Source organism: Micromonospora sp. U56 (genome assembly GCF_018070095.1).
In the GTDB taxonomy this organism is placed as follows: Bacteria; Actinomycetota; Actinomycetes; order Mycobacteriales; family Micromonosporaceae; genus Micromonospora; species Micromonospora purpureochromogenes.
Genome location: NZ_JAGPYL010000002.1, coordinates 154913 through 173623, shown reverse-complemented (window position 1 = coordinate 173623; position 18711 = coordinate 154913). Strand labels below are relative to the sequence as shown.

The following is an 18711-nucleotide window of genomic DNA, read 5'->3' as shown; positions in this document are numbered from 1 at the left end:
GCGGATCAGATCCCGCCCCGGCCCGATAGGCTGGCGATCCCATGTCCGAAGCTGCCTCCGCACCCCACGCCGCCGACCGCCGCGAGCTCACCGCCGCGCAGCGCAACGCCGTCGCCGAACTGCTCCGCGTGTCCCCGGTCGCCGACGAGCTCGGTCGCCGCTTCGCGCGCGCCGGGCACGAGTTGCACCTGGTGGGTGGTTCCGTCCGCGACGCCCTGCTCGGCCGGCTCGGCGAGGATCTGGACTTCTGCACCGACGCCCACCCGGACCAGACGCTGCAGATCATCAAGGGCTGGGCCGAGTCCATCTGGGAGACCGGCCGCGAGTTCGGCACCATCGGCCTCCAGCGCGACGGGCTCCGGCTGGAGATCACCACCTTCCGCGCCGAGGCGTACGACCAGGTCAGCCGGAACCCGATCGTCGAGTACGGGACCAGCCTCACCGAGGACCTGCGGCGGCGGGACTTCACCATCAACGCGATGGCGGTCAGCGTTCCCGACCACCGGTTCACCGACCCGCACGGCGGCCTGGACGATCTCGCGGCCAAGGTCATCCGTACCCCCGGCACGCCCCGGGAGTCCTTCGGCGACGACCCGCTGCGGATGCTGCGGGCGGCCCGCTTCGCCGCGCAGCTGCGCTTCGCCGTGCACCCCGACGTGCACGAGGCGATGACCCGGATGGCCGCCGACCTGGACCGGATCACCGCCGAGCGGATCCGGGACGAGTTCACCAAGCTGCTCTGCGGCGCCGACCCGATCACCGGGCTGCGGCTGCTGGTCGACACCGGGCTGGCCGAGCGCTTCCTGCCCGAGCTGACCGGGCTCAAGCTGGAGATCGACGAGCACGCCCAGCACAAGGACGTCTACGAGCACACCCTGACGGTGGTCAGCAACGCGGTCTCCTTCGAGACCGACGGCTGTGACTTCGTGCTCCGGATGGCCGCGCTCATGCACGACGTGGGCAAGCCGGCCACCAAGTCGGTCGGGCCGGACGGCCGGGTCAGCTTCCACCACCACGAGGTGGTCGGCGCGCGGCTGACCAAGGCCCGGATGAAGGCGCTGCGCTACCCCAAGGACGTCACTGCGCAGGTGGTCAACCTGGTGGCACTGCACCTGCGCTTCTACGGGTACGGCCGGGGCGAGTGGACCGACTCGGCGGTGCGCCGTTACGTCACCGACGCCGGTGACCTGCTGCCCCGGCTGCACAAGCTGACCCGCTCGGACTGCACCACCCGCAACCGTCGCAAGGCGGCCCAGCTCGCGGCGGACTACGACGCGCTGGAGGAGCGGATCGCCCGGATCGCCGCCGAGGAGGACCTCGCCCGGGTCCGCCCCGACCTGGACGGCAACGCGATCATGGAGCTGCTCGGCGTACCGCCGGGGCCGGTGGTCGGGCGGGCCTGGCAGTACCTCAAGGAGCTGCGCCTGGAGCGCGGCCCGCTGGAGCGGGACGAGGCCGAGGCCGAGCTGCTGCGCTGGGCCCGCGAGCAGGGCGTCATCGACCAGAGCTGACGCCGAGGGCGCCGTCGGAGTGGACGGCGCCCTCGGCAGCTGGTCAGCGGGTCTCGACTGCGCTGCCGTCGACCGCGGGCTTGCCGTTGCCCGCCGACGCCGAACCGCCGGCGGACGCCGAGCCGAGCCGGGCGAGCAGGCCGGGCAGGTCGATGCCGGTGAGGTCGGAGCCGAGCTGGAGGCCCTGCGCCACGTTGCCGGCCACCGACTTCGTCAGCGACGACGCGCCGTCGGTGGAGATGACGGTCATCTTGTCGATCGCCCCGATCGGGGCGCTGGCCGCCTCGACCACCTGCGGCAGCACCTTGACCAGCAGGTCCAGTACGGCCGCTTCGCCGTACGCGGCGAACGCCTCCGCCTTGCGGGCCATCGCGTCGGCCTCGGCCTGCCCCCTGGCCAGGATGGCCGCGGCCTCCGCCTGGCCTTCCCGCTCGACCGCCTCGGCGATCGCCGAACGCCGGCGCTGCTCCGCCTCACCCTCCTTGGCGCCCTCGATCGCGTTCGCCTCGGCGAGCGCGGCCCGGCGGGCCCGCTCGCCCTCACCGGTCAGCCGGGACTGCTCGGCGGCGGCCTGGGCGGCGGCGATGACGGCCTGCCGCTGCGCGTCGGCGTTGAGCACCGCCGCGTTGCGGGCCGCCTCGGCCTCCTGCTCCACCTTGTAGCGCGCCGCGTCGGCGGGCTTGCGCACCTCGGTGTCGAGCTGGCGCTGCTTCAGCTCGGCGTTGCGCTCGGCCACCTTCTGCTGCTCGGAGAGGATCGCCTGGTCCCGCTCGGCCTGGGCCAGCGGGCCGGCCGCCGCGGACCGGGCCTTGGCCGCGTCGATCTCGGCCTGGATTCCGGCCTGCTTGAGGGACAGGTTCCGGTTCGCCTCGGCGATCGCCTCCTCGGCGAGCAGCCGCTCCTGCTCGGCCTGCTGCCGGGCGCGCGCCTCGGCGATGGCCGCGTCCTTGAGCACCCGGGCGGCCTCCGGCCGACCCAGGTCCTGCAGGTAGGAGCCCTCGGCGAGGATGTCCTGGAGCTGGAAGGTGTCCAGCACCAGACCCTGGTTGGTCATCGAGTGCTCGGCCTCCTCGGCCACCGCGCTGGCGAACGCCGCCCGGTCCCGGATGACCTCCTCGACGGTGAGCCGGCCGACGATCGAGCGAAGCGCGCCGGCCAGCACCTCGCGGGTGAAATTGTCGATCTCGTCCTGCTGGTGCAGGAAGCGCTGGGCGGCGGCGCGGATGGCGTCCTCGGTGCCGCCGACCTTGACGATCGCCACACCGTGCAGGTCGGTGCGGATGCCCTGCTTGCTCACCGCCCCCCGGATGCCCACGTCGATGCGGCGGCTGGACAGGTCGAGCGACTGGAGCTTCTGCACCACCGGCAGCACGAAGACCGAGGCGCCGAGCACCACCTTCTGGCCGGACATGTCGGTGGAGCGGCCACCGTCGGCCGTCTGCGTGGTCCGGCCCTTGCGGCCGGTGACGATGAACGCCTCGTTGGGGCCGGCGACCTTGATCCGGGAGAGCACGAAGAGCACCAGGACGAGCGCCAGCAGGACCGCGCCGCCGACGGCGATGACAAGGGGCATGGGCAGTTCCGTCTCTGCGAAAGGGGGTGAGGAGGGGGTGGTCAGTAGGTCTCGACGTGGACGCTGGTTTCGCTCAGCGCCTGCACCACGAAGATCTGCGCGCCGACCGGGATCGGGTGGTCGGCACGGGCGTTGAGCTTCACCGGCTGGCCGGCGACGCGTACCCGGACCTCGCCGTAACCCACGGCGGGCACCGGGGTGACCACCAGGCCGAGCGCGCCGACCAGGTCGTCCCGGGTCGGGGTGGGATCGGTCCGCATGTCCCGCGCCGCCCGGCTCAGCCGGGCCGCGAGCCACGCGGTGGGCACGGCGGCGAGCGCGCCACCGGCCGCCGCCGCCGCGATCATCCCCGGGGTACGTCCGCCGACCAGCTCGTTGACGATCGCGGCGCCGAAGCCGAACGCGCCGAGGAAACCGGCGACCGCCTCGACCGAGACCGGGCCGTCGACATCGGCGTGACCGAAGTGGAGCAACTCGGCGCCGAGCAGGGAAAGCGCCAGCACGGCGACGCCCGCCCCACCGATGATCAAAAAGATGAAGGTCCCCGTGGTCACGACCTGCACGGTATCGACGTCGTGCAACATTCCCGCCTAATTATTGCGGGGCCACGGAGACGTCCCGGTCGACCAGTTCCCGGGGCAGCGGCTGCCGTTCCAGCTCCCGGCCCTCGGTGTCGGCGAGCACGAAGTCGCCACTGCCGGACGGTCGGCGGTAGAGCAGCCGGTCGTTCGAGACCCAGGCGACCTCGGCCGACGGCAGGGTCCGGACGACGGTCCCGGTCACCGCGTCGACCAGCAACGGATCCCGCTGGCCCTGCACGACCGCCCACTGCCCGTCGGGCGAGAACGCCCACGGTCCGGCGGGGTCTCCGGGAATCGTCACGAACCGGGTGGGTTTGCCGTCGTCGGCGGAGAAGAACTGCACCCCCCAGCGTGGATGCCGTTCGCTCTCCGACCGGGGTTTGAACGCGTCGGTCAGCGGCAGCGCCACCTCCCGCCCGTTCCGCGCCCAGGTGAAGAGACAGCGGTCGGTGCAGAAGTACCGGGTCCGGTCCACCGCGTACTCCCGGAACGTCCCGTCCAAGGCGAGGATGCCGATGTGGTGGGCGCCCTGGCGGAACCTGGTCAGGACGAGCCGGCGCCCGTCCGGCGACCACTGGGGGTCCGCCCCCGGCGCGCGGTACCAGCGCATGGTCGCCTTCCGGCTGTCGACGAGGCCGATCTGCCCGGGCCGGTCCTCGTCCGCGACGGCGGTGACGGTGCCGGTCGGGGCCGGCCACACCTCGTCGTACCCCCGGGTGCGGACGTAGCGGCCGCGGTCGAGCAGGTAGCCACTGCCGCCTCGGACGCCGCCGGTGACCCGCCAGCCGCCCGGCAGGGCCAGTGGCGAGTCCTTCCAGCCGGTGCCCGGTGTCGCGTGCACGGACGGCGTGGGCTGCGGTTCCGGCACGGCGGGACGGGTCGGCGGCGCCGGCCGGAGCAGCACGAACGGCACGGTCACCGCGAGCACCGCGACCAGCACGGCGGTGCCGGCCGTGGCCCGCCGCCGGGCCCGCAGCCGGCGACCCCGGGCGATCGCCACCGCCGCCAGATCGGGCGCCGGCCGCGCCTCGCCGACGAGATCCTGTACGGCCGCCCGCAGCGCGTCCTCCGTCGTCCTGCTCATCGGTGCACCTCCGGACGGGTGGTGAGGTCGTCGAGGGCCGGCACCAGTTCCCGGAGCCGGGCCAGCGCGCGGGACGCCTGACTGGCGACCGTGCCCGAGCGACAGCCCAGCACCGCGGCGGTCTGCTCGACGCTCAGGTCCTCCAGGTACCGCAGCGTCAGCACCGCACGCTGCCGAGGTGGCAGCTCCCGCAGCGCGTCGCGCAGCAGCAGCCGCAGGTCGCTGTCGTGACCGCTGTCCCGGCCGCCGGCCCGCTCCGGCAGCTCGGCCACCGGCACCTCCCGGCGGCGTGACAACCGCCGCCAGCCGGAGACCTGGTCGTGGTACAGGATCCGCCGCACGTACGGCTCGGCGTCGCCGCGGATCCGGGACCAGCGGGCGTACGCCTTGGCCAGCGCGTTCTGCAGCAGGTCCTCGGCGGCGTGTTGGTTGCCGGCGAGCGCGTACGCGACGCGCAGCAACGCGTCGCCGCGCTCGTTCACGAACGCGGTGAACTCCCCGTCGGTCCCCTCGGTCACCGCCCACCTCCGTAACTCAGACGCCGGTGGGGTGGAAAAGTTTGCCTCAGGCGTGGGTCGATCCTTCGGGCGGCTTCGTCGGCTCTCCCCAGGGTCGTCATGCCGAACGCCCGGCCGTCGTACCGGCGGGGAAGAATGGCGGCATGCGCTGGACCGTGCTCGACTCGCCGATCGGGGAGTTCTCCGTGGCCACCGACGACGAGGCGGTGTGCGGGGCGCACTTCGGCCGGGTGGAGTCGGCGGTCGAGGAGCCCGGTGACGAGCTGTCCCGGCGGGCGGTGGCGGAGCTGCGGGCGTACTTCGCCGGGGAGCTGATTGACTTCGGCGTGCCGGTGGCGGCGCGGCGCGGCTCCGAGTTCGAGCGGGCGGTGTGGCGGGAGATGACCCGCATCCCGTACGGGGAGACGCTCACCTACGGCGAGGTGGCCCGGCTGGTCGGCGACCCCGGCGCCGCCCGGGCGGTCGGGGTGGCCTGCAACCGCAACCCGGTTCCGGTGCTCGTGCCGTGCCACCGGATCGTCGGCGCGGGCGGCAAGCTGGTCGGCTTCGGTGGGGGGCTGCCGCGCAAGGTGCGGCTGTTGGAGCTGGAGGCCGGGGTCGCCCTGCGCCGCGCCTGGTCCTGAGTCCGAAAAATTGCGGCGCCGACTGCAACCTGATCGTCCGATCAGGCGTTCCCCGGGCATAAGGCATCTCGATCACCGGTACGACCGAGGCGTCATCCACCACCGCCACACGGGGGACACATCGTGAACAAGGACCAGGACAGCGCCATCGGCCGTCGCCACCTGCTGCGTCGGGCCGGCACCGTCGCGGCCGGCCTCGCCGGCACCGCCGCCGTGGGCGCCGCCGCCGCCGGCCCGGCCCAGGCCGCACCGGGTCAACCGGTGCTTCAGGGGCAGGTCAACGAGGCGGGCACGCCCACCACGCTGCGCGGCGGCTCGGCCACCTCGGCCACCCTCCGACTGGAAAACCCCACCATCACCAACATGGAGGGTGTCGAGGTCGCCAGCCCGGCCCTGCGGCTGACCCCGAACGGGGAGAGCATCAACCAGAAGTCCGAGATGGGCTCGATCGCGATGGATCGTTCCGGGACGATCTGGGCGGTCACCAGCGAGGCCATGCCGTCCGAGACGGGCAACTTCGTCGAGTACATCCGGACGGAGACGAACACCAACCAACTGGTGCCGGTCGTGCCGCAGCGGGTGATCGACACCCGGACCGCCGCCGGTCGGGCCCGCATCGTGAACCCGGCCGGCAACCTGGACAGCTCGGGCCGGCTGCTGCGCGGCCGCACGATCCAGGTCAACCTGGATGAATTCGTCTACTCCGGTCAGGCCGTGTACGGCAACGTGACCGTCACCGGCGCGCTCGCCGCCGGGTTCCTGCAGGTCTACCCGCACTCGGCTCAGCGTCCGTTGGCGTTCTCGACGATCAACTTTCAGGCCGGCCAGACGCTGTCGAACTTCTTCCTGACCGGGATCAGCCCGGTGATCGATTACATCTCCGTGCACGCGCAGCAGACCACCCACGTGATCCTCGACGTGGTGGCGTTCGTCGTCGCGGCCGGCCGGGTCAACCCGGCGATCCTGCCCACCGACGACCAACTGGCGGCGGAGGACCGGCGGACGCAGCTGGCCCCGCGGACCAAGCCGTCCTGGGCGAAGTAGTCACCCCGTACGCGACGAGGGCCGGGTCCACGCGGACCCGGCCCTCGGCCATGCTGCGCGTCAGCGCGTCAGCGCTCGACCTCGCCCTTGATGAAGGACTCGACGGCGGCGTGCGCGTCGTGGTCGGCGTACTGCACCGGCGGGGACTTCATGAAGTACGACGAGGCGGACAGGATCGGGCCGCCGATCTTGCGGTCCAGGGCGATCTTCGCGGCACGGACGGCGTCGATGATCACACCGGCGGAGTTCGGCGAGTCCCACACCTCGAGCTTGAGCTCGGCGTTGAGCGGGGTGTCACCGAAGGAGCGGCCCTCCAGGCGGATGTAGGCCCACTTGCGGTCGTCGAGCCACGGCACGTGGTCCGACGGGCCGATGTGCACGTCGCTCTTGCTCATCTCGTGCGGGATCTGGGAGGTGACCGACTGGGTCTTGGAGATCTTCTTCGACACCAGGCGCTTGCGCTCCAGCATGTTCATGAAGTCCATGTTCCCGCCGAAGTTGAGCTGGTACGTGCGCAGCAGCTCCACCCCGCGGTCCTCGAACAGCTTCGCCAGCGCCCGGTGCACGATGGTCGCGCCGACCTGGCTCTTGATGTCGTCACCGACGATCGGCAGGCCCGCGTCCTCGAACTTCTTGGCCCACTCGGGGTCGGAGGCGATGAAGACCGGCAGGGCGTTGACGAACGCGCAACCGGCGTCGATCGCGGCCTGGGCGTAGAACTTGTCGGCCTGCTCCGAGCCCACCGGCAGGTAGGAGACGACCACGTCGACCCGCGCGTCCCGCAGCGCCTTGGCCACGTCGACCGGCTCGGCGTCGGACTCCTCGACGATCTCGCGGTAGTACTGGCCCAGGCCGTCGAAGGTCGGGCCGCGCTGCACGGTGACGCCGGTCGGCGGCACGTCGCACAGCTTGATGGTGTTGTTCTCGCTGGCCACGATCGCCTCGGCGAGGTCCATGCCCACCTTCTTGGCGTCCACGTCGAACGCCGCGACAAACTCCACGTCCGAGACGTGGTAGTCGCCGAAGGTGACGTGCATGAGACCCGGGACGCGGTCGTTCGGGTCGGCGTTCCGGTAGTACTCCACGCCCTGAACGAGGGACGAGGCGCAGTTACCCACACCGACGATGGCGACGCGGACGGAGCCCATAGCGTCTGCCTCCTTCTTCTTCATCACGGCCGCTCTTTCCTGGACTCTCCAGGCGGGGGCGGGCTGTTGTTGTCTCGTCGGCCGCCGGCCGTCCCGGGTTTCGGGACCGTCGGGGCACGGCCGGAGCGCTCGTTGGCGATGAGCTCCTCCAGCCAGCGGACCTCGCGCTCACAGGCGTCGAGCCCATGGCGTTGCAGTTCCAGGGTGTACGCGTCGAGGCGCTCGGCCGCCCGGCCCAGCACGTCACGAAGACCTTCGCGACGCTCCTCGATCGTGCGTCGGCGACCCTCCAGAATGCGGAGTCGGGTCGCCTGGTCGGTCCGGGCGAAGAACGCGAAGTGCACTCCGAAGCCCGTGTCGTCGTACGTCTCGGGCCCGGCCTGCGCGATCAGCTGGGCGAACCGTTCCTTGCCCTCCGCGGTGATTTTGTAGACCACCCGACCTCGTCGGCTGGTCAGCGCGGGAACCTCCTCGGCGGTCGCGGGTGTCTCGGCGGCTTCGGTGATCCAGCCCGCCGCCTGCAGCCGGCGCAGCGTCGGGTAGAGCGAGCCGTAGCTGATCGCCGCCCGGATGGCCCCCAGCTTGGCCGCGAGCTCCTTGCGGAGCTCGTAGCCGTGCATCGGGGCCTCCTGCAGGAGGCCGAGGATGGCGAGCTCGAGCACGGGCGCCATCCTTCCTACCCCGGCACAAGGCCGTTAACCGCCTCGATGTATCGGACCGATACATCGCACGTTAGTACCTCACCAGCGATCAGGGCAAACCCCCGTTCCGGGATCTTCTTGTCACTCATCGTGACGGCGGTCGCCTCACCCGGCCGGACCGCGTACCCTTCACCGCATGCGTACGCAGCGCCAGGTGGTGGACTACTCGCTGAAGAAGCGGGCGGTGCTGCGTGAGCTCCTCGCCGGTCGGGTCGGCACGTACGACGTCTGCGACGCCTCGCCGTACCTGAAGAACGCCGCCCGGTTCCACGGCGAACCGACCGAGGAGCGCTGCCCGATCTGTCGGAGCGAGAACCTCACCCACGTCCACTACATTTACGGGGACGAACTCAAGCAGTCCGCCGGCCAGGCGCGCACGTTGGCCGAGTTGCCCGTGCTGGCGATGACGCTGCGTGAGTTCCAGGTCTTCGTGGTGGAGGTGTGCCTCGGCTGTGACTGGAACCATCTCGTCGAGCAGTACCTGCTCGGCCGGGACGGGCTGGCCGAGGGTGGGTCGGAGCAGGGCGCAGTGGGCGGCGTGACCGCCGCCGGGGCCGGCCCGGCGCGAGAGCGAAGGCGAGAGGCGCAACGGTGAACCTGGCTGGACCGGTCGCTACCGGTGCCGTCGACGACGGACACCCCGCCCGGCAGCTCGATGGCCCGATTGGTCCGAATAGTACGCATCTGACGGCGTCGCTCCGGTCGCACCGCGAGCCGGCGTCACGTGTGTCAACTCACGGCAACCCGGTGGTGGCGCCCCCGCGTCCCACCGCGACCGGCAGGGTGTGAGGAATGAACTCGTACGGCGATCCCAGTTCCCCGCGTGCGCGGGCCCAGGTACCGGGCTCGAACGGTGACCCCGGCACGGCTCCGGCCGGCCGGGCCTCGGTCGGCGGCGCGCCCGCCGGCCGGGCCTCGGCGTCGGTGCCGCCACGCACGGCGGGAGCGGCCGGTTCGGCCTCGGTGGGCCGCGCGGGCGCGGGACGGGCCTCCGTGCCGGTCTCCCCGGCGCCCGCTGGCCGGGCCGGCGCGGGACGGGCGTCCGTCCCGGTGTCCCCGGCCCCCGGCCAGGCCGGCCGCGCCCCGGTGGGCGTCGGCTCCGCCGGGCGGGCGAGCGTCGGATCGGCCGCCGTCGGCGGTCGGGCGGCGGTGGCCCGCGCGGGCGTGGCACCCGTCTCCGGCGGTGGCCCCGGCGGACCGGGCGGCCCCAACGGCCCGGGACGCGGCGGCCGTGGTGGCGGACCCGGGCCCGGCGATCCGGACGCGGTGGCCCGGGCGAAGAAGCGCAGGCGGGTCAACATGCTGATCGCGGGCTTCGCGGTCTTCATCATGCTCGCCGGCATCGGCGTGATCGGGTTCACCTACTACTCGACCAACGTGGTGCTGCCCAACCAGATCAACCTGCCGTTGGCCACCACGATCTACGCCGCCGACAACAAGACGATCATCGCCAAGGTGGGTGAGCAGAACCGGACCTTCGTCTCGATCGGCCAGATCCCGCCGCACGTGCGGGACGCGGTGGCCGCCGCCGAGGACAAGAACTTCTACCGCCACTCCGGTGTGGACTACAAGGGCATCGCCCGGGCCGCCTGGAACAACCTCAGCGGCGGTGACAAGCAGGGTGCCTCGACGATCACCCAGCAGTACGCCCGCAACGCCTACGAGAACCTCCAGGACGACTCGTACGCCCGGAAGGTGAAGGAGGCGATCGTCGCCTCCAAGCTCAATGATCAGTTCACCAAGGAACAGATCATGGAGCACTACCTGAACACCATCTACTTCGGCCGCAACGCGTACGGCATCGAGGCGGCGGCGCAGGCCTACTTCCGCAAGTCCGTGTCGCAGGTCGACGTGGCGGAGGCCGCGGTGCTGGCGGCGTTGATCAAGCAGCCGGAGGCGAGCCTCACCCCTGGGGGTCACAAGGGGTACGACCCGGCGGTCAACCCGACCGACGCCAAGGCCCGGTGGGACTACGTCATCAACAACATGGCCAGCGAGGGCTGGATCGGCTCGCCGGACCACCCGCCGCGTCCCACCGCGTACCCGACCAAGACCCTGCAGACTCCGAAGGAGTCGAAGGCTGGCCAGAAGTTCGGGGTGAACAACCCGATCGGCAACGTCGTCAACTACCTCGTGCCGGAGATGCGGGCGAAGAAGCTCTGCACCGACAACGAGGCCGAGGCGACGGATCGCAAACCGCTCTGCTCGACCATGCTCAAGCAGGGCGGGTACCGGATCCGGACCACCATCGACATGACCGTCCAGAATGCGATCACCGGCGCCGCCCAGCGCAGCACCAAGGGCTCCGAGTTGAACGGGGCGCGGAAGAACCTGATGGCGGCCGTGGTGTCGATCGACCCGCGCAACGGCCGGGTGCTCGGCTACTACGGCGGTGACGACGGCACGGGCACCGACTACGCCGGCAAGAACACCGACGCGAGCGGGAACGTCACCGGTGGGCACTCACCCGGTTCGAGTTTCAAGATTTACACCTTGGCGGCGGCGATCGAGGCGGGCAAGTCCGTCGAGTCGCGCTGGAAGGGCAAGGCCTTCACCCCGGACGGCGTGAAGTTCCGGGTCAGCAACGCCGGCCACGACAACCCCAGCTGCGGCGACTCCTGCACGCTGCGGGAATCGACCCTCAAGTCGCTGAACGTGCCCTTCTACCACGTCAGCCTCGACATCGGGGCGGACAAGATCGTCGGGATGGCCAAGAAGGCCGGCGTCAGCATGATGTGGCAGACCGACACCACCCCGCCGAAGGGGCACGACCTCACCAAGGAAGACCCGAAGGAACTGGCGCCCAGCCCCTTCTACCACGTGGTCGCCTACGGCCAGTACCCGATCACCGTGCTCGACCACGCCAACGGCATCGCCACCTTCGCCAACAAGGGCGTCTACAACAAGGCCCACTTCCTGGTCTCGGCCGAGAAGCAGAACAAGGACACCGGCAAGTGGGAGAAGCTCGGCGGCGAGCAGCTCAAGCCGCGGCAGCAGATCGACCCGAACGTGGTCGCCGACGTCACCAGCGTGCTCGAGGACTACCCGGCCAAGGTCAACCACACGCTGGACGGTGGCCGGAAGGCGACCGCCAAGACCGGTACGTGGGAGCTCAAGGAGGGCACCAACGAGAACGGTGACGCCTGGATGGTCGGCTACACCCCGCAGCTCGCCACCGCCGTCTGGGTGGGTAACAAGGGCAAGCGGGAAGCCATCAAGATGAAGGACGGCCGGAACATCAGCGGCTCCCTCATGCCCGGTGACATCTGGGAGCGGGTGATGGACGACTCGCTCAAGGGCAAGGAGAAGCTGGACTTCCCGCCGGCCGCGAACACCGGCGACAAGGAAGCGGGCAACGGCACCCCGCCTCCTCCTCCGCCGCCCATCCCCGGCCAGCCGCAGGACTGCGGACCGCTCGGCCTGTTGTGCCCGCAGAACCCCAACGGCGGCGGCAACCAGGGCCCGGGCACGCCGGACGATCCCCGCGGACCGGGCGGCGGCGACAACGACGGCGGTGGCGGTGGCGGCCTCCTGCCGACCCTGTCACCCCGCCTCCGGGAGTAACCACCCGTGACACCGCCGACGGCGGCCGGACCTCACGGTCCGGCCGCCGTCGCCGTTCGGCGACGCTGTCCCGCGTCGATTTTCTTCAACGTCGCCCCACGGGACGGGACGGCGACCCCGGACGTACGGCAGGATGCCTCTTCATGAGCACCCAGTCGACGGCCGGCCTCGACGACGCCGGGACCAGCGACCACCCGTCCCGGTCCGACGGTTTCGTCCGAGGCGCCTCCGAGGTGATCGGCGGCCCACTCGGCGACCACGCGGTCGCGCTGGACCGGCCCGCCGGCCGGGAAGGGCGCTTCTGGACGGCCGCGCGGATCGTCCTCGCGTTGGCCTGCCTCACCCTGGCGCTGCACTGGGTGCAGAAGTCGCCCTGCCAGGACGGCGCCTGGCAGAACAACGTGCAGTACACCCGGCTCTGCTACACCGACGTGCTCGCCCTCTACTACGCGGAAGGGCTCAACGAGGGCAAGGTCCCCTACCGGGACCACCCGGTCGAGTACCCGGTGCTCACCGGCTACTTCATGGGCGCGCTCGGCCTGCCGGTGCACAGCCTGGGCGCCGACGACCCGCAGCTCAACCAGGGCCAGTGGTTCTACAACCTCAACGCGCTGACGCTCGGCGCGCTGGCGGTCGCCACCGTCGCGGTGATCCTCGCCCTGCGTCGCCGACGACCATGGGACGCCGCGCTCTTCGCGCTGGCCCCGGCGCTGCTGCTCACCGCCACGGTCAACTGGGACTTCCTCGCCATCGGGCTGGCCGCCTTCGGCCTGGCCGCGTGGGCCCGACGCCGACCGGCGCTCGCCGGGCTGCTGCTCGGCCTCGGCGGCGCCGCCAAGCTGTGGCCGCTGTTCCTGTTCTGGCCCATCCTGTTGCTCGCGCTGCGGGCCGCCCGGGTACGCGCCGCGCTGACCGCCATCGGCACCGCGGTGGTGGTGCTGTTGGCGGTCAACCTGCCGGTGGCGATCCCATACCAGAAGAACTGGTACCGCTTCTTCGAGCTGAACGACACCCGACCCATCGACTGGGGCACGCTCTGGTACATCGGGCGGTACTTCGACGGCAAGGTGAACACCGACGTGCCCGGCGACCAGGGGCCGTTCCAGTGGTTGAACACGCACATCCCGACCCTCAACACCCTGTCGTACGCCCTGTTCATCCTGGCCTGCCTCGGCGTGGCCGCGCTGGCGCTGCTGGCCCCCCGCCGGCCCCGACTGGCCCAGCTCGCCTTCCTGGTGGTCGCCGCGTTCCTGATCTTCAGCAAGGTCTGGTCGCAGCAGTTCGTGCTCTGGCTGCTGCCGCTGGCGGTGCTGGCCCGCCCCCGCTGGGGCGCCTTCCTCGCCTGGCAGCTCGCCGAGGTCTGCTACTTCGCCGCCTTCTACGGCGAGCTGCTCGGCGCGGCGACCAGCCGGCCGGTCTTCCCCGAGGGCGTGTTCGTGCTGGCCTCGACGCTCCGGCTGGGCACGGTCGTGCTGCTCTGCGTGCTGGTGATCCGGGACATCCTGCACCCCGAACGCGACGCGGTGCGGCGTACCTACGCCGACGATCCGGACGGCGGCCTCCTCGACGGCGCCCCCGACGCCCCCTGGCTGGCCGACCGCCGCACGACCGCCCGCTCTCCGCAGCCTCTTTCGACCACCGTCCCCACCTGACGACGCGCAAGTCCAGGACGGCCTCGGGCCGTCAGGGTTTTCGGGGGAGCCCGGCCGGCGCAGGGATCAAGCCTGACCGCCCGGAGCCGGCCGGGCTCCCCCGAAAACCCACCCCGAGCCGCGCTCAGAGACGGAAGACCACGGCGTCGCCGACCTCCTCGCGGGTGATGCCGAGCTGGTCGACCGGCGCGTTGACGGTGACCTCCCACGGGGTGCCGACGATCTGATCGCGCAGCAGCACCACGTTGCGGACGCCGAGCGTGCGCAGGTAGTCGACGCTGGTCTGGTCGGGGAAGGCCAGCGTCACCCGGCGCACGTCGTCGAGCTGGGTGGGGGTGAAGCCACTGCCCCCGTTGACCAGGTCCGGGAAGGTGCTGGTGGACCAGAGCATCACCGGCTGGTCGAGGTTCTGGCTGCTCGGCAGCACCAGCATCGGGCCGTCCACGGTCCGCATCGCCACCGGCTGCTCCGGGACCACCGGGTGCGGAGTGACGTTCAACCCCTCCAGCAGGACCAGCAGCACCGGTACCACCGCGGCCACCCGCAGCCACGGCGACGGCCGGTACGGGGCACGCTCGGCGGCGATCTCGCCGACCCGGTCGGCGAAGGCGCTCACCGCGCCGGCCGCGAGCAGGCCGAGCAGCAGCGTCGTCCAGAGCATCATCCGCCCCGGGGTGCGCAGCCCGTTCCAGCCCGGGAGGTGCTCGAAGAGCAGGCCGTAGGTGAAGGTGCCGTCGAAGAACCGGGTGCCCATGGCCAGCACCATGGTGACCAGCACCCCGGCGAGCAGCAGCAGCCGCTGCCGCAGCTTCCAGACCGAGAAGAACAGGCCCCCCGCGGCCAGCGCGTAGAGCACGAAGCCGGGCAGCAGCGTCATCTCGGGGTGCCAGGGCAGCGTCGCCCGTGCCGCCTCGTGCAGCTCGCCCCAGACCCGGGACTCCGCCGGGGCGGTGAAGAAGCCCAGCGCCGGCGGCGAGTAGATCCCGATGTCGCCGAGCGTGCGGGCCGCGTTGGGGTGCAGCTCCGCGACCTTGAAGTAGGGGATGGCCAGCAGCGCGCCGACGCCGGCGAAGATCAGGCCGCCGACCAGGTCCGCGACGAACAGTCGGGTGCCGAACGGACGCTTCACCGGCCGGAGGACCCAGCGCCGCAGGAACCAGGTCGTGGCCCCGACCAGCACGATGCCGGCCAGGACGTACGCGAACGGCAGGCCGATCCCGAAGCCCAGGCTGAGCTGCCAGGCCGCCACCAGCCACCCGGTGTACGTCCAGCCCTCGTGCCGCCGTTCCGGGCGGTAGCCGTACCGCAGCGACCAGCCGTGACCCCGGGCCAGCATGGCCAGCGCCAGCGGGATACCGCCGTTGGAGACGATGTGCAGGTGCCCCGCCTGGGCGAGCAGCCACGGGGCGTACGTGTAGCTGACCCCCGCCACCGCGGCCCCCGCGCGACCCGCTCCCAGCTGCCGGGCCAGCGCGTACGCCCCGAGCGTGGCCAGCGCGTGGGCCAGCACGAACATGATGTTGTAGCGCAGCACGGCCGCCTCGGAACCGGTGCCGATCATGCCGGCCGGGGCGTAGCCGAGCAGCATGTCGGAGAAGGCGAAGCTCCACTGCTCCGGGAAGAACGTGTTGGAGTGGAACAACAGGGCCGGCTCGGTCCGCAGGGCGTGCCCCGACCAGGCCATCTGCCAGGCCTGCAGGCTCGGGTCCCAGTAGTCCTGCGGCAGCGTGTAGAGCGGGTAGCGCAGTGTCGGCCAGGTCATTCCGACGGCGAGGGCCAGCGCGGCCAGGGTGGCCAGCGTCCACTCGTGGACCAGGAGTCGACCGACGGCGCGCGCCGCGCGGCGGGGACGCCCCGGCACCGGGTCGGGCGCCGGAGCGAACGCCGACCAGCGGTCCCGCGGCTCTCCCTCGCCGTCCTTCTTCCCGTCGCCGTCGCTCCCGGCCTTGTCGCCGGTTGCGCCGTCTTTTCCGCCGTCGTCGGTGGCCTTGGCGGCGTCCGTGGTCGCGGGCTTCCCGTCGGTGGGGTCCTTGTCGGTGTCGCCGGCGGTGGTCTTCGCGGTGTCCGTGGTCGTGGGTTCCGCGTGGGCGGAGCCGCCCGTCCCTGAGATCTTCGCGTCCGTGGTTGTCGACTTCGCGTCGGTGGCGTCGCCCGGCCCCGAGGTTTTCGCGGTGTCCGTGGTCGTGGACTTCGCGTCGGTGGCGTCGCCCGTACCCGGGTTCTTCGTGGTGGCCGTCGCGGCGGCGGCGTCCTGTCCGGCGGCGGCCGGGGGCGTGCTGCCCTGCTCGTCGGGCCTGTCGGTCTGCCCGGTCGGCTGGGCGCCGCCGGTCGCGTTCGTGGTCATCCGGGTCAGGCCCCCGTGCCGAGCTTGTCCCGCAGGAAGGTGATGTCCGCCCCCTGACCCGCGGCCCCACCGGGCGTCTCCACGATCACCGGCGCGCCGGCGGCGCGGATCACCGCGACCACCAGGTCCGGGTCGATCGTGCCGCCGTCGAGGTTGTCGTGTCGGTCCTGCCCCGAGTTGAAGCCGCCCTTGGAGTTGTTGGCGTGGACCAGGTCGATCCGACCGGTGATCGCCTTGACCCGGTCGACCAGGTCGAGCAGTTCCTCGCCGCCCGCGTACGCGTGGCAGGTGTCCAGGCAGAAGCCGACCTCGTGGTCGCCGACGGCGTCCCAGAGCCGGGCCAGCGCGTCGAGCCGTCGGGCGCAGGCGTTGTCACCGCCGGCGGTGTTCTCGATCAGCACCGGCACTCCGAAGCCGCCGGAGTCCGCCGCGTACGCGAAGGTCTTGCGCCAGTTGTCGAAGCCGACGGCGAGGTCGTCACCGGCGTTGACGTGCCCGCCGTGCACGATCAGCCCCTTGGCGCCGATCTCCGCCGCCGCGGCCGCGTGCCCGAGCAGCAGCTTGCGGCTGGGAATCCGGATCCGGTTGTTCAGGGTGGCCACGTTGATCACGTACGGGGCGTGGACGTAGAGGTCCACCTCGGCGGCGCGCAGCCGGGCCGCGTCCTCGCGGGGTTTCGGGGCCGTCCAACCCTGCGGGTCGGAGAGGAAGAACTGCACCGCCTCGGCGGAACGGGCGGCCGCCTCCGCCAACGGGTCGGCCTGGTCGACGTGGGCTCCGATACGCATGCAGGCGAGCCTACGTCGCATCCCCGACGCCCGGGGTGACGGAGGCGGGGAGTCGGGGCACCGGATGCCGCCCGCTCGCGTCACCGTCGGGGCGGGCGTTCGTTTACCCGGGTGGGATCGATGCCGGGCTCTTCCGGCCCGCAGGGCCAGGGGCACCGCGGTCGATCCCGGTGCGGGGTCACCCCCGTCGTGCGGCCCGGCACGTCGGGGGCGGGACCCGCCCGACCCGGTCCACCGACCACCGACCGGAATCTCGGACTAATAGTTGCATTTCCACCAACTAGTGACGAGAGCCGTTGTACCGTCGGATAACAACAGGAAAGAGCTCCGCGGGGCGTCCTCGATCCAACCTCATCGGTGTGGTCGTTCCTCCCCAGGTCCCACCCAAGGAATGCGGACGGGACGCCCCGCGGTCCATGTGGACAGGGGTCCGCCACCGGCCTTCGGGCGTCGGGGCGGGCCCCTGTCGCCACGCCCGGCCGCCGGGTCCGACCTGCCCGGGCATGATCGTCCGGACCGGGTATCCTGGTGCGGTTGTCCGCGTCCGGCCGGGTTCCCCCGATCCCGGAAGCGGCAGCGACGCACGACCTCCTGCCACGGAAGGACCGTGGCCGCATAGCCCACAGGAGGTGAGCACGTCTTGCGTCATTACGAAGTCATGGTGATCCTCGACCCCAGCCTCGAGGAGCGCACCGTCGCCCCGTCGCTCGACACGTACCTGAACGTGATCCGGACCGCGGGTGGCTCGGTGGAGAAGACCGACGTGTGGGGCCGCCGGCGCCTCGCGTACGAGATCAACAAGAAGCCCGAGGGCATCTACGCCGTCATCGACCTCCAGGCGACGCCGGAGGCGGTGGCCGAGCTGGACCGTCAGCTGCGACTCAACGAGTCCGTGCTGCGCACCAAGGTCATCCGGCCGGAGATGCGCTAAGCATTCAAATCCCGGTTCGCCCGGATCAGCCTCATCGCCACTGTCACACGGCTCTGAGAGCCTGTACGGCAGAACGATGAGTGCGCGAGGAGATGGTCATGGCAGGAGACACCACCATCACGGTCATCGGCAACCTGACCGATGACCCCGAGTTGCGGTTCACCCCGTCCGGTGCGGCGGTCGCCAAGTTCCGGGTCGCTTCGACGCCCCGGTTCATGGACAAGGCCTCCGGCGAGTGGAAGGACGGCGAGCCGCTCTTCCTGGCCTGCACCGTGTGGCGGCAGGCGGCGGAGCACGTCGCCGAGTCGCTCCAGCGGGGCGCCCGCGTGATCGTCTCGGGTCGGCTGCGTCAGCGGTCGTACGAGACCCGCGAGGGTGAGAAGCGCACCGTCATCGAGCTCGAGGTCGACGAGATCGGCCCGTCGCTGCGCTACGCCACGGCGAAGGTGCAGAAGATGTCGCGCTCGGGTGGCGGCGGCGGTGGCTTCGGTTCTGGTGGCGGTGGTGGCCAGGGTGGCGGCGGAGGCAACTTCGACGACCCCTGGGCTTCGGCCGCGCCGTCTCCGTCGCGCTCCGGTTCGGGCGGCGGCAACTTCGACGAGGAGCCCCCGTTCTAATGGCGCCGAGCGCCCGCGATCGCAAACCAGGA

At 71.5% G+C, this 18711-nt stretch carries 16 protein-coding genes; 8 read left to right on the top strand and 8 right to left on the bottom strand.

The window, feature by feature from the left end:
- The first annotated feature begins 41 nt into the window (after positions 1-41).
- Entirely contained in the window at positions 42-1511 is a 1470-nt protein-coding gene (locus KBX37_RS02060; RefSeq protein ID WP_210773997.1) for a CCA tRNA nucleotidyltransferase, read from the top strand.
- Between the two features lie 43 nt (positions 1512-1554).
- On the opposite strand, the gene KBX37_RS02055 is transcribed toward KBX37_RS02060, so the two are convergent.
- From KBX37_RS02055 to KBX37_RS02040, 4 genes are read right to left on the bottom strand one after another with little or no spacing between them, the layout of a single operon-like run.
- Positions 1555-3084, bottom strand: coding sequence for a flotillin family protein (locus tag KBX37_RS02055; RefSeq protein WP_210773996.1), 1530 nt, complete (start codon positions 3082-3084; stop codon positions 1555-1557).
- Between the two features lie 41 nt (positions 3085-3125).
- Positions 3126-3668 carry a hypothetical protein gene (locus tag KBX37_RS02050; RefSeq protein ID WP_210773994.1) on the bottom strand — a complete coding sequence of 181 codons (543 nt, stop codon included), beginning with the start codon at positions 3666-3668 and terminating at the stop codon, positions 3126-3128.
- 10 nt (positions 3669-3678) lie between these two features.
- Positions 3679-4749, bottom strand: a complete 1071-nt coding sequence (locus tag KBX37_RS02045) for a PD40 domain-containing protein (RefSeq protein WP_210773992.1) — start codon at positions 4747-4749, stop codon at positions 3679-3681.
- Positions 4746-5267: a SigE family RNA polymerase sigma factor gene (locus KBX37_RS02040; protein WP_210773990.1), complete on the bottom strand. Its 522-nt coding sequence runs from the start codon at positions 5265-5267 to the stop codon at positions 4746-4748. The genes KBX37_RS02045 and KBX37_RS02040 overlap by 4 nt, the downstream gene beginning before the upstream one ends.
- 143 nt (positions 5268-5410) lie before the next feature.
- Here KBX37_RS02040 and KBX37_RS02035 point away from each other — a divergent pair, with 143 nt between their 5' ends.
- Both KBX37_RS02035 and KBX37_RS02030 read left to right on the top strand, forming a co-directional pair.
- The gene (locus KBX37_RS02035; protein ID WP_210773987.1) at positions 5411-5890 is read left to right on the top strand and encodes a methylated-DNA--[protein]-cysteine S-methyltransferase; all 480 of its coding nucleotides are present in this window, start codon (positions 5411-5413) and stop codon (positions 5888-5890) included.
- A gap of 123 nt (positions 5891-6013) precedes the next feature.
- Positions 6014-6934 carry a hypothetical protein gene (locus KBX37_RS02030; RefSeq protein WP_210773986.1) on the top strand — a complete coding sequence of 307 codons (921 nt, stop codon included), beginning with the start codon at positions 6014-6016 and terminating at the stop codon, positions 6932-6934.
- A gap of 68 nt (positions 6935-7002) precedes the next feature.
- Here KBX37_RS02030 and KBX37_RS02025 read toward each other — a convergent pair whose 3' ends face one another.
- Both KBX37_RS02025 and KBX37_RS02020 read right to left on the bottom strand, forming a co-directional pair.
- Positions 7003-8082: an inositol-3-phosphate synthase gene (locus KBX37_RS02025; RefSeq protein WP_210773985.1), complete on the bottom strand. Its 1080-nt coding sequence runs from the start codon at positions 8080-8082 to the stop codon at positions 7003-7005.
- A gap of 23 nt (positions 8083-8105) precedes the next feature.
- Complete coding sequence (locus tag KBX37_RS02020; protein ID WP_210773984.1) at positions 8106-8744, bottom strand: PadR family transcriptional regulator; 639 nt, start codon at positions 8742-8744, stop codon at positions 8106-8108.
- Positions 8745-8919: 175 nt separating this feature from the next.
- Between KBX37_RS02020 and KBX37_RS02015 the strand changes: the two genes are divergently transcribed.
- From KBX37_RS02015 to KBX37_RS02005, 3 genes are all read left to right on the top strand, one after another.
- Positions 8920-9378: a DUF5318 domain-containing protein gene (locus KBX37_RS02015; RefSeq protein ID WP_210773982.1), complete on the top strand. Its 459-nt coding sequence runs from the start codon at positions 8920-8922 to the stop codon at positions 9376-9378.
- 197 nt (positions 9379-9575) lie between these two features.
- Positions 9576-12347 (top strand): transglycosylase domain-containing protein, encoded by a 2772-nt coding sequence (locus tag KBX37_RS02010; protein WP_210773980.1) that lies wholly within the window; start codon positions 9576-9578, stop codon positions 12345-12347.
- Between the two features lie 143 nt (positions 12348-12490).
- A complete protein-coding gene (locus KBX37_RS02005; protein ID WP_210773978.1) occupies positions 12491-13999 on the top strand; it encodes a glycosyltransferase family 87 protein in 1509 nt (502 codons plus the stop codon).
- 124 nt (positions 14000-14123) lie between these two features.
- On the opposite strand, the gene KBX37_RS02000 is transcribed toward KBX37_RS02005, so the two are convergent.
- Both KBX37_RS02000 and KBX37_RS01995 read right to left on the bottom strand, forming a co-directional pair.
- A complete protein-coding gene (locus KBX37_RS02000) occupies positions 14124-16343 on the bottom strand; it encodes a hypothetical protein (RefSeq protein WP_210773975.1) in 2220 nt (739 codons plus the stop codon).
- Positions 16344-16348: 5 nt separating this feature from the next.
- Positions 16349-17131, bottom strand: coding sequence for a deoxyribonuclease IV (locus KBX37_RS01995; RefSeq protein WP_210773973.1), 783 nt, complete (start codon positions 17129-17131; stop codon positions 16349-16351).
- Between the two features lie 640 nt (positions 17132-17771).
- Between KBX37_RS01995 and rpsF the strand changes: the two genes are divergently transcribed.
- Both rpsF and KBX37_RS01985 read left to right on the top strand, forming a co-directional pair.
- A complete protein-coding gene (gene rpsF / locus KBX37_RS01990) occupies positions 17772-18062 on the top strand; it encodes a 30S ribosomal protein S6 (protein WP_210773971.1) in 291 nt (96 codons plus the stop codon).
- Between the two features lie 80 nt (positions 18063-18142).
- Positions 18143-18679, top strand: a complete 537-nt coding sequence (locus tag KBX37_RS01985) for a single-stranded DNA-binding protein (protein WP_179802407.1) — start codon at positions 18143-18145, stop codon at positions 18677-18679.
- Positions 18680-18711 lie beyond the last annotated feature (32 nt).

Coding starts and splice junctions, on each gene's coding strand:
- KBX37_RS02060 (WP_210773997.1), top strand. CDS start 42: ATGTCCGAAGCTGCCTCCGCACCCCACGCCGCCGACCGCCGCGAGCTC.
- KBX37_RS02055 (WP_210773996.1), bottom strand. CDS start 3,084: ATGCCCCTTGTCATCGCCGTCGGCGGCGCGGTCCTGCTGGCGCTCGTC.
- KBX37_RS02050 (WP_210773994.1), bottom strand. CDS start 3,668: ATGTTGCACGACGTCGATACCGTGCAGGTCGTGACCACGGGGACCTTC.
- KBX37_RS02045 (WP_210773992.1), bottom strand. CDS start 4,749: ATGAGCAGGACGACGGAGGACGCGCTGCGGGCGGCCGTACAGGATCTC.
- KBX37_RS02035 (WP_210773987.1), top strand. CDS start 5,411: ATGCGCTGGACCGTGCTCGACTCGCCGATCGGGGAGTTCTCCGTGGCC.
- KBX37_RS02025 (WP_210773985.1), bottom strand. CDS start 8,082: ATGGGCTCCGTCCGCGTCGCCATCGTCGGTGTGGGTAACTGCGCCTCG.
- KBX37_RS02015 (WP_210773982.1), top strand. CDS start 8,920: ATGCGTACGCAGCGCCAGGTGGTGGACTACTCGCTGAAGAAGCGGGCG.
- KBX37_RS02010 (WP_210773980.1), top strand. CDS start 9,576: ATGAACTCGTACGGCGATCCCAGTTCCCCGCGTGCGCGGGCCCAGGTA.
- KBX37_RS02005 (WP_210773978.1), top strand. CDS start 12,491: ATGAGCACCCAGTCGACGGCCGGCCTCGACGACGCCGGGACCAGCGAC.
- KBX37_RS02000 (WP_210773975.1), bottom strand. CDS start 16,343: ATGACCACGAACGCGACCGGCGGCGCCCAGCCGACCGGGCAGACCGAC.
- KBX37_RS01995 (WP_210773973.1), bottom strand. CDS start 17,131: ATGCGTATCGGAGCCCACGTCGACCAGGCCGACCCGTTGGCGGAGGCG.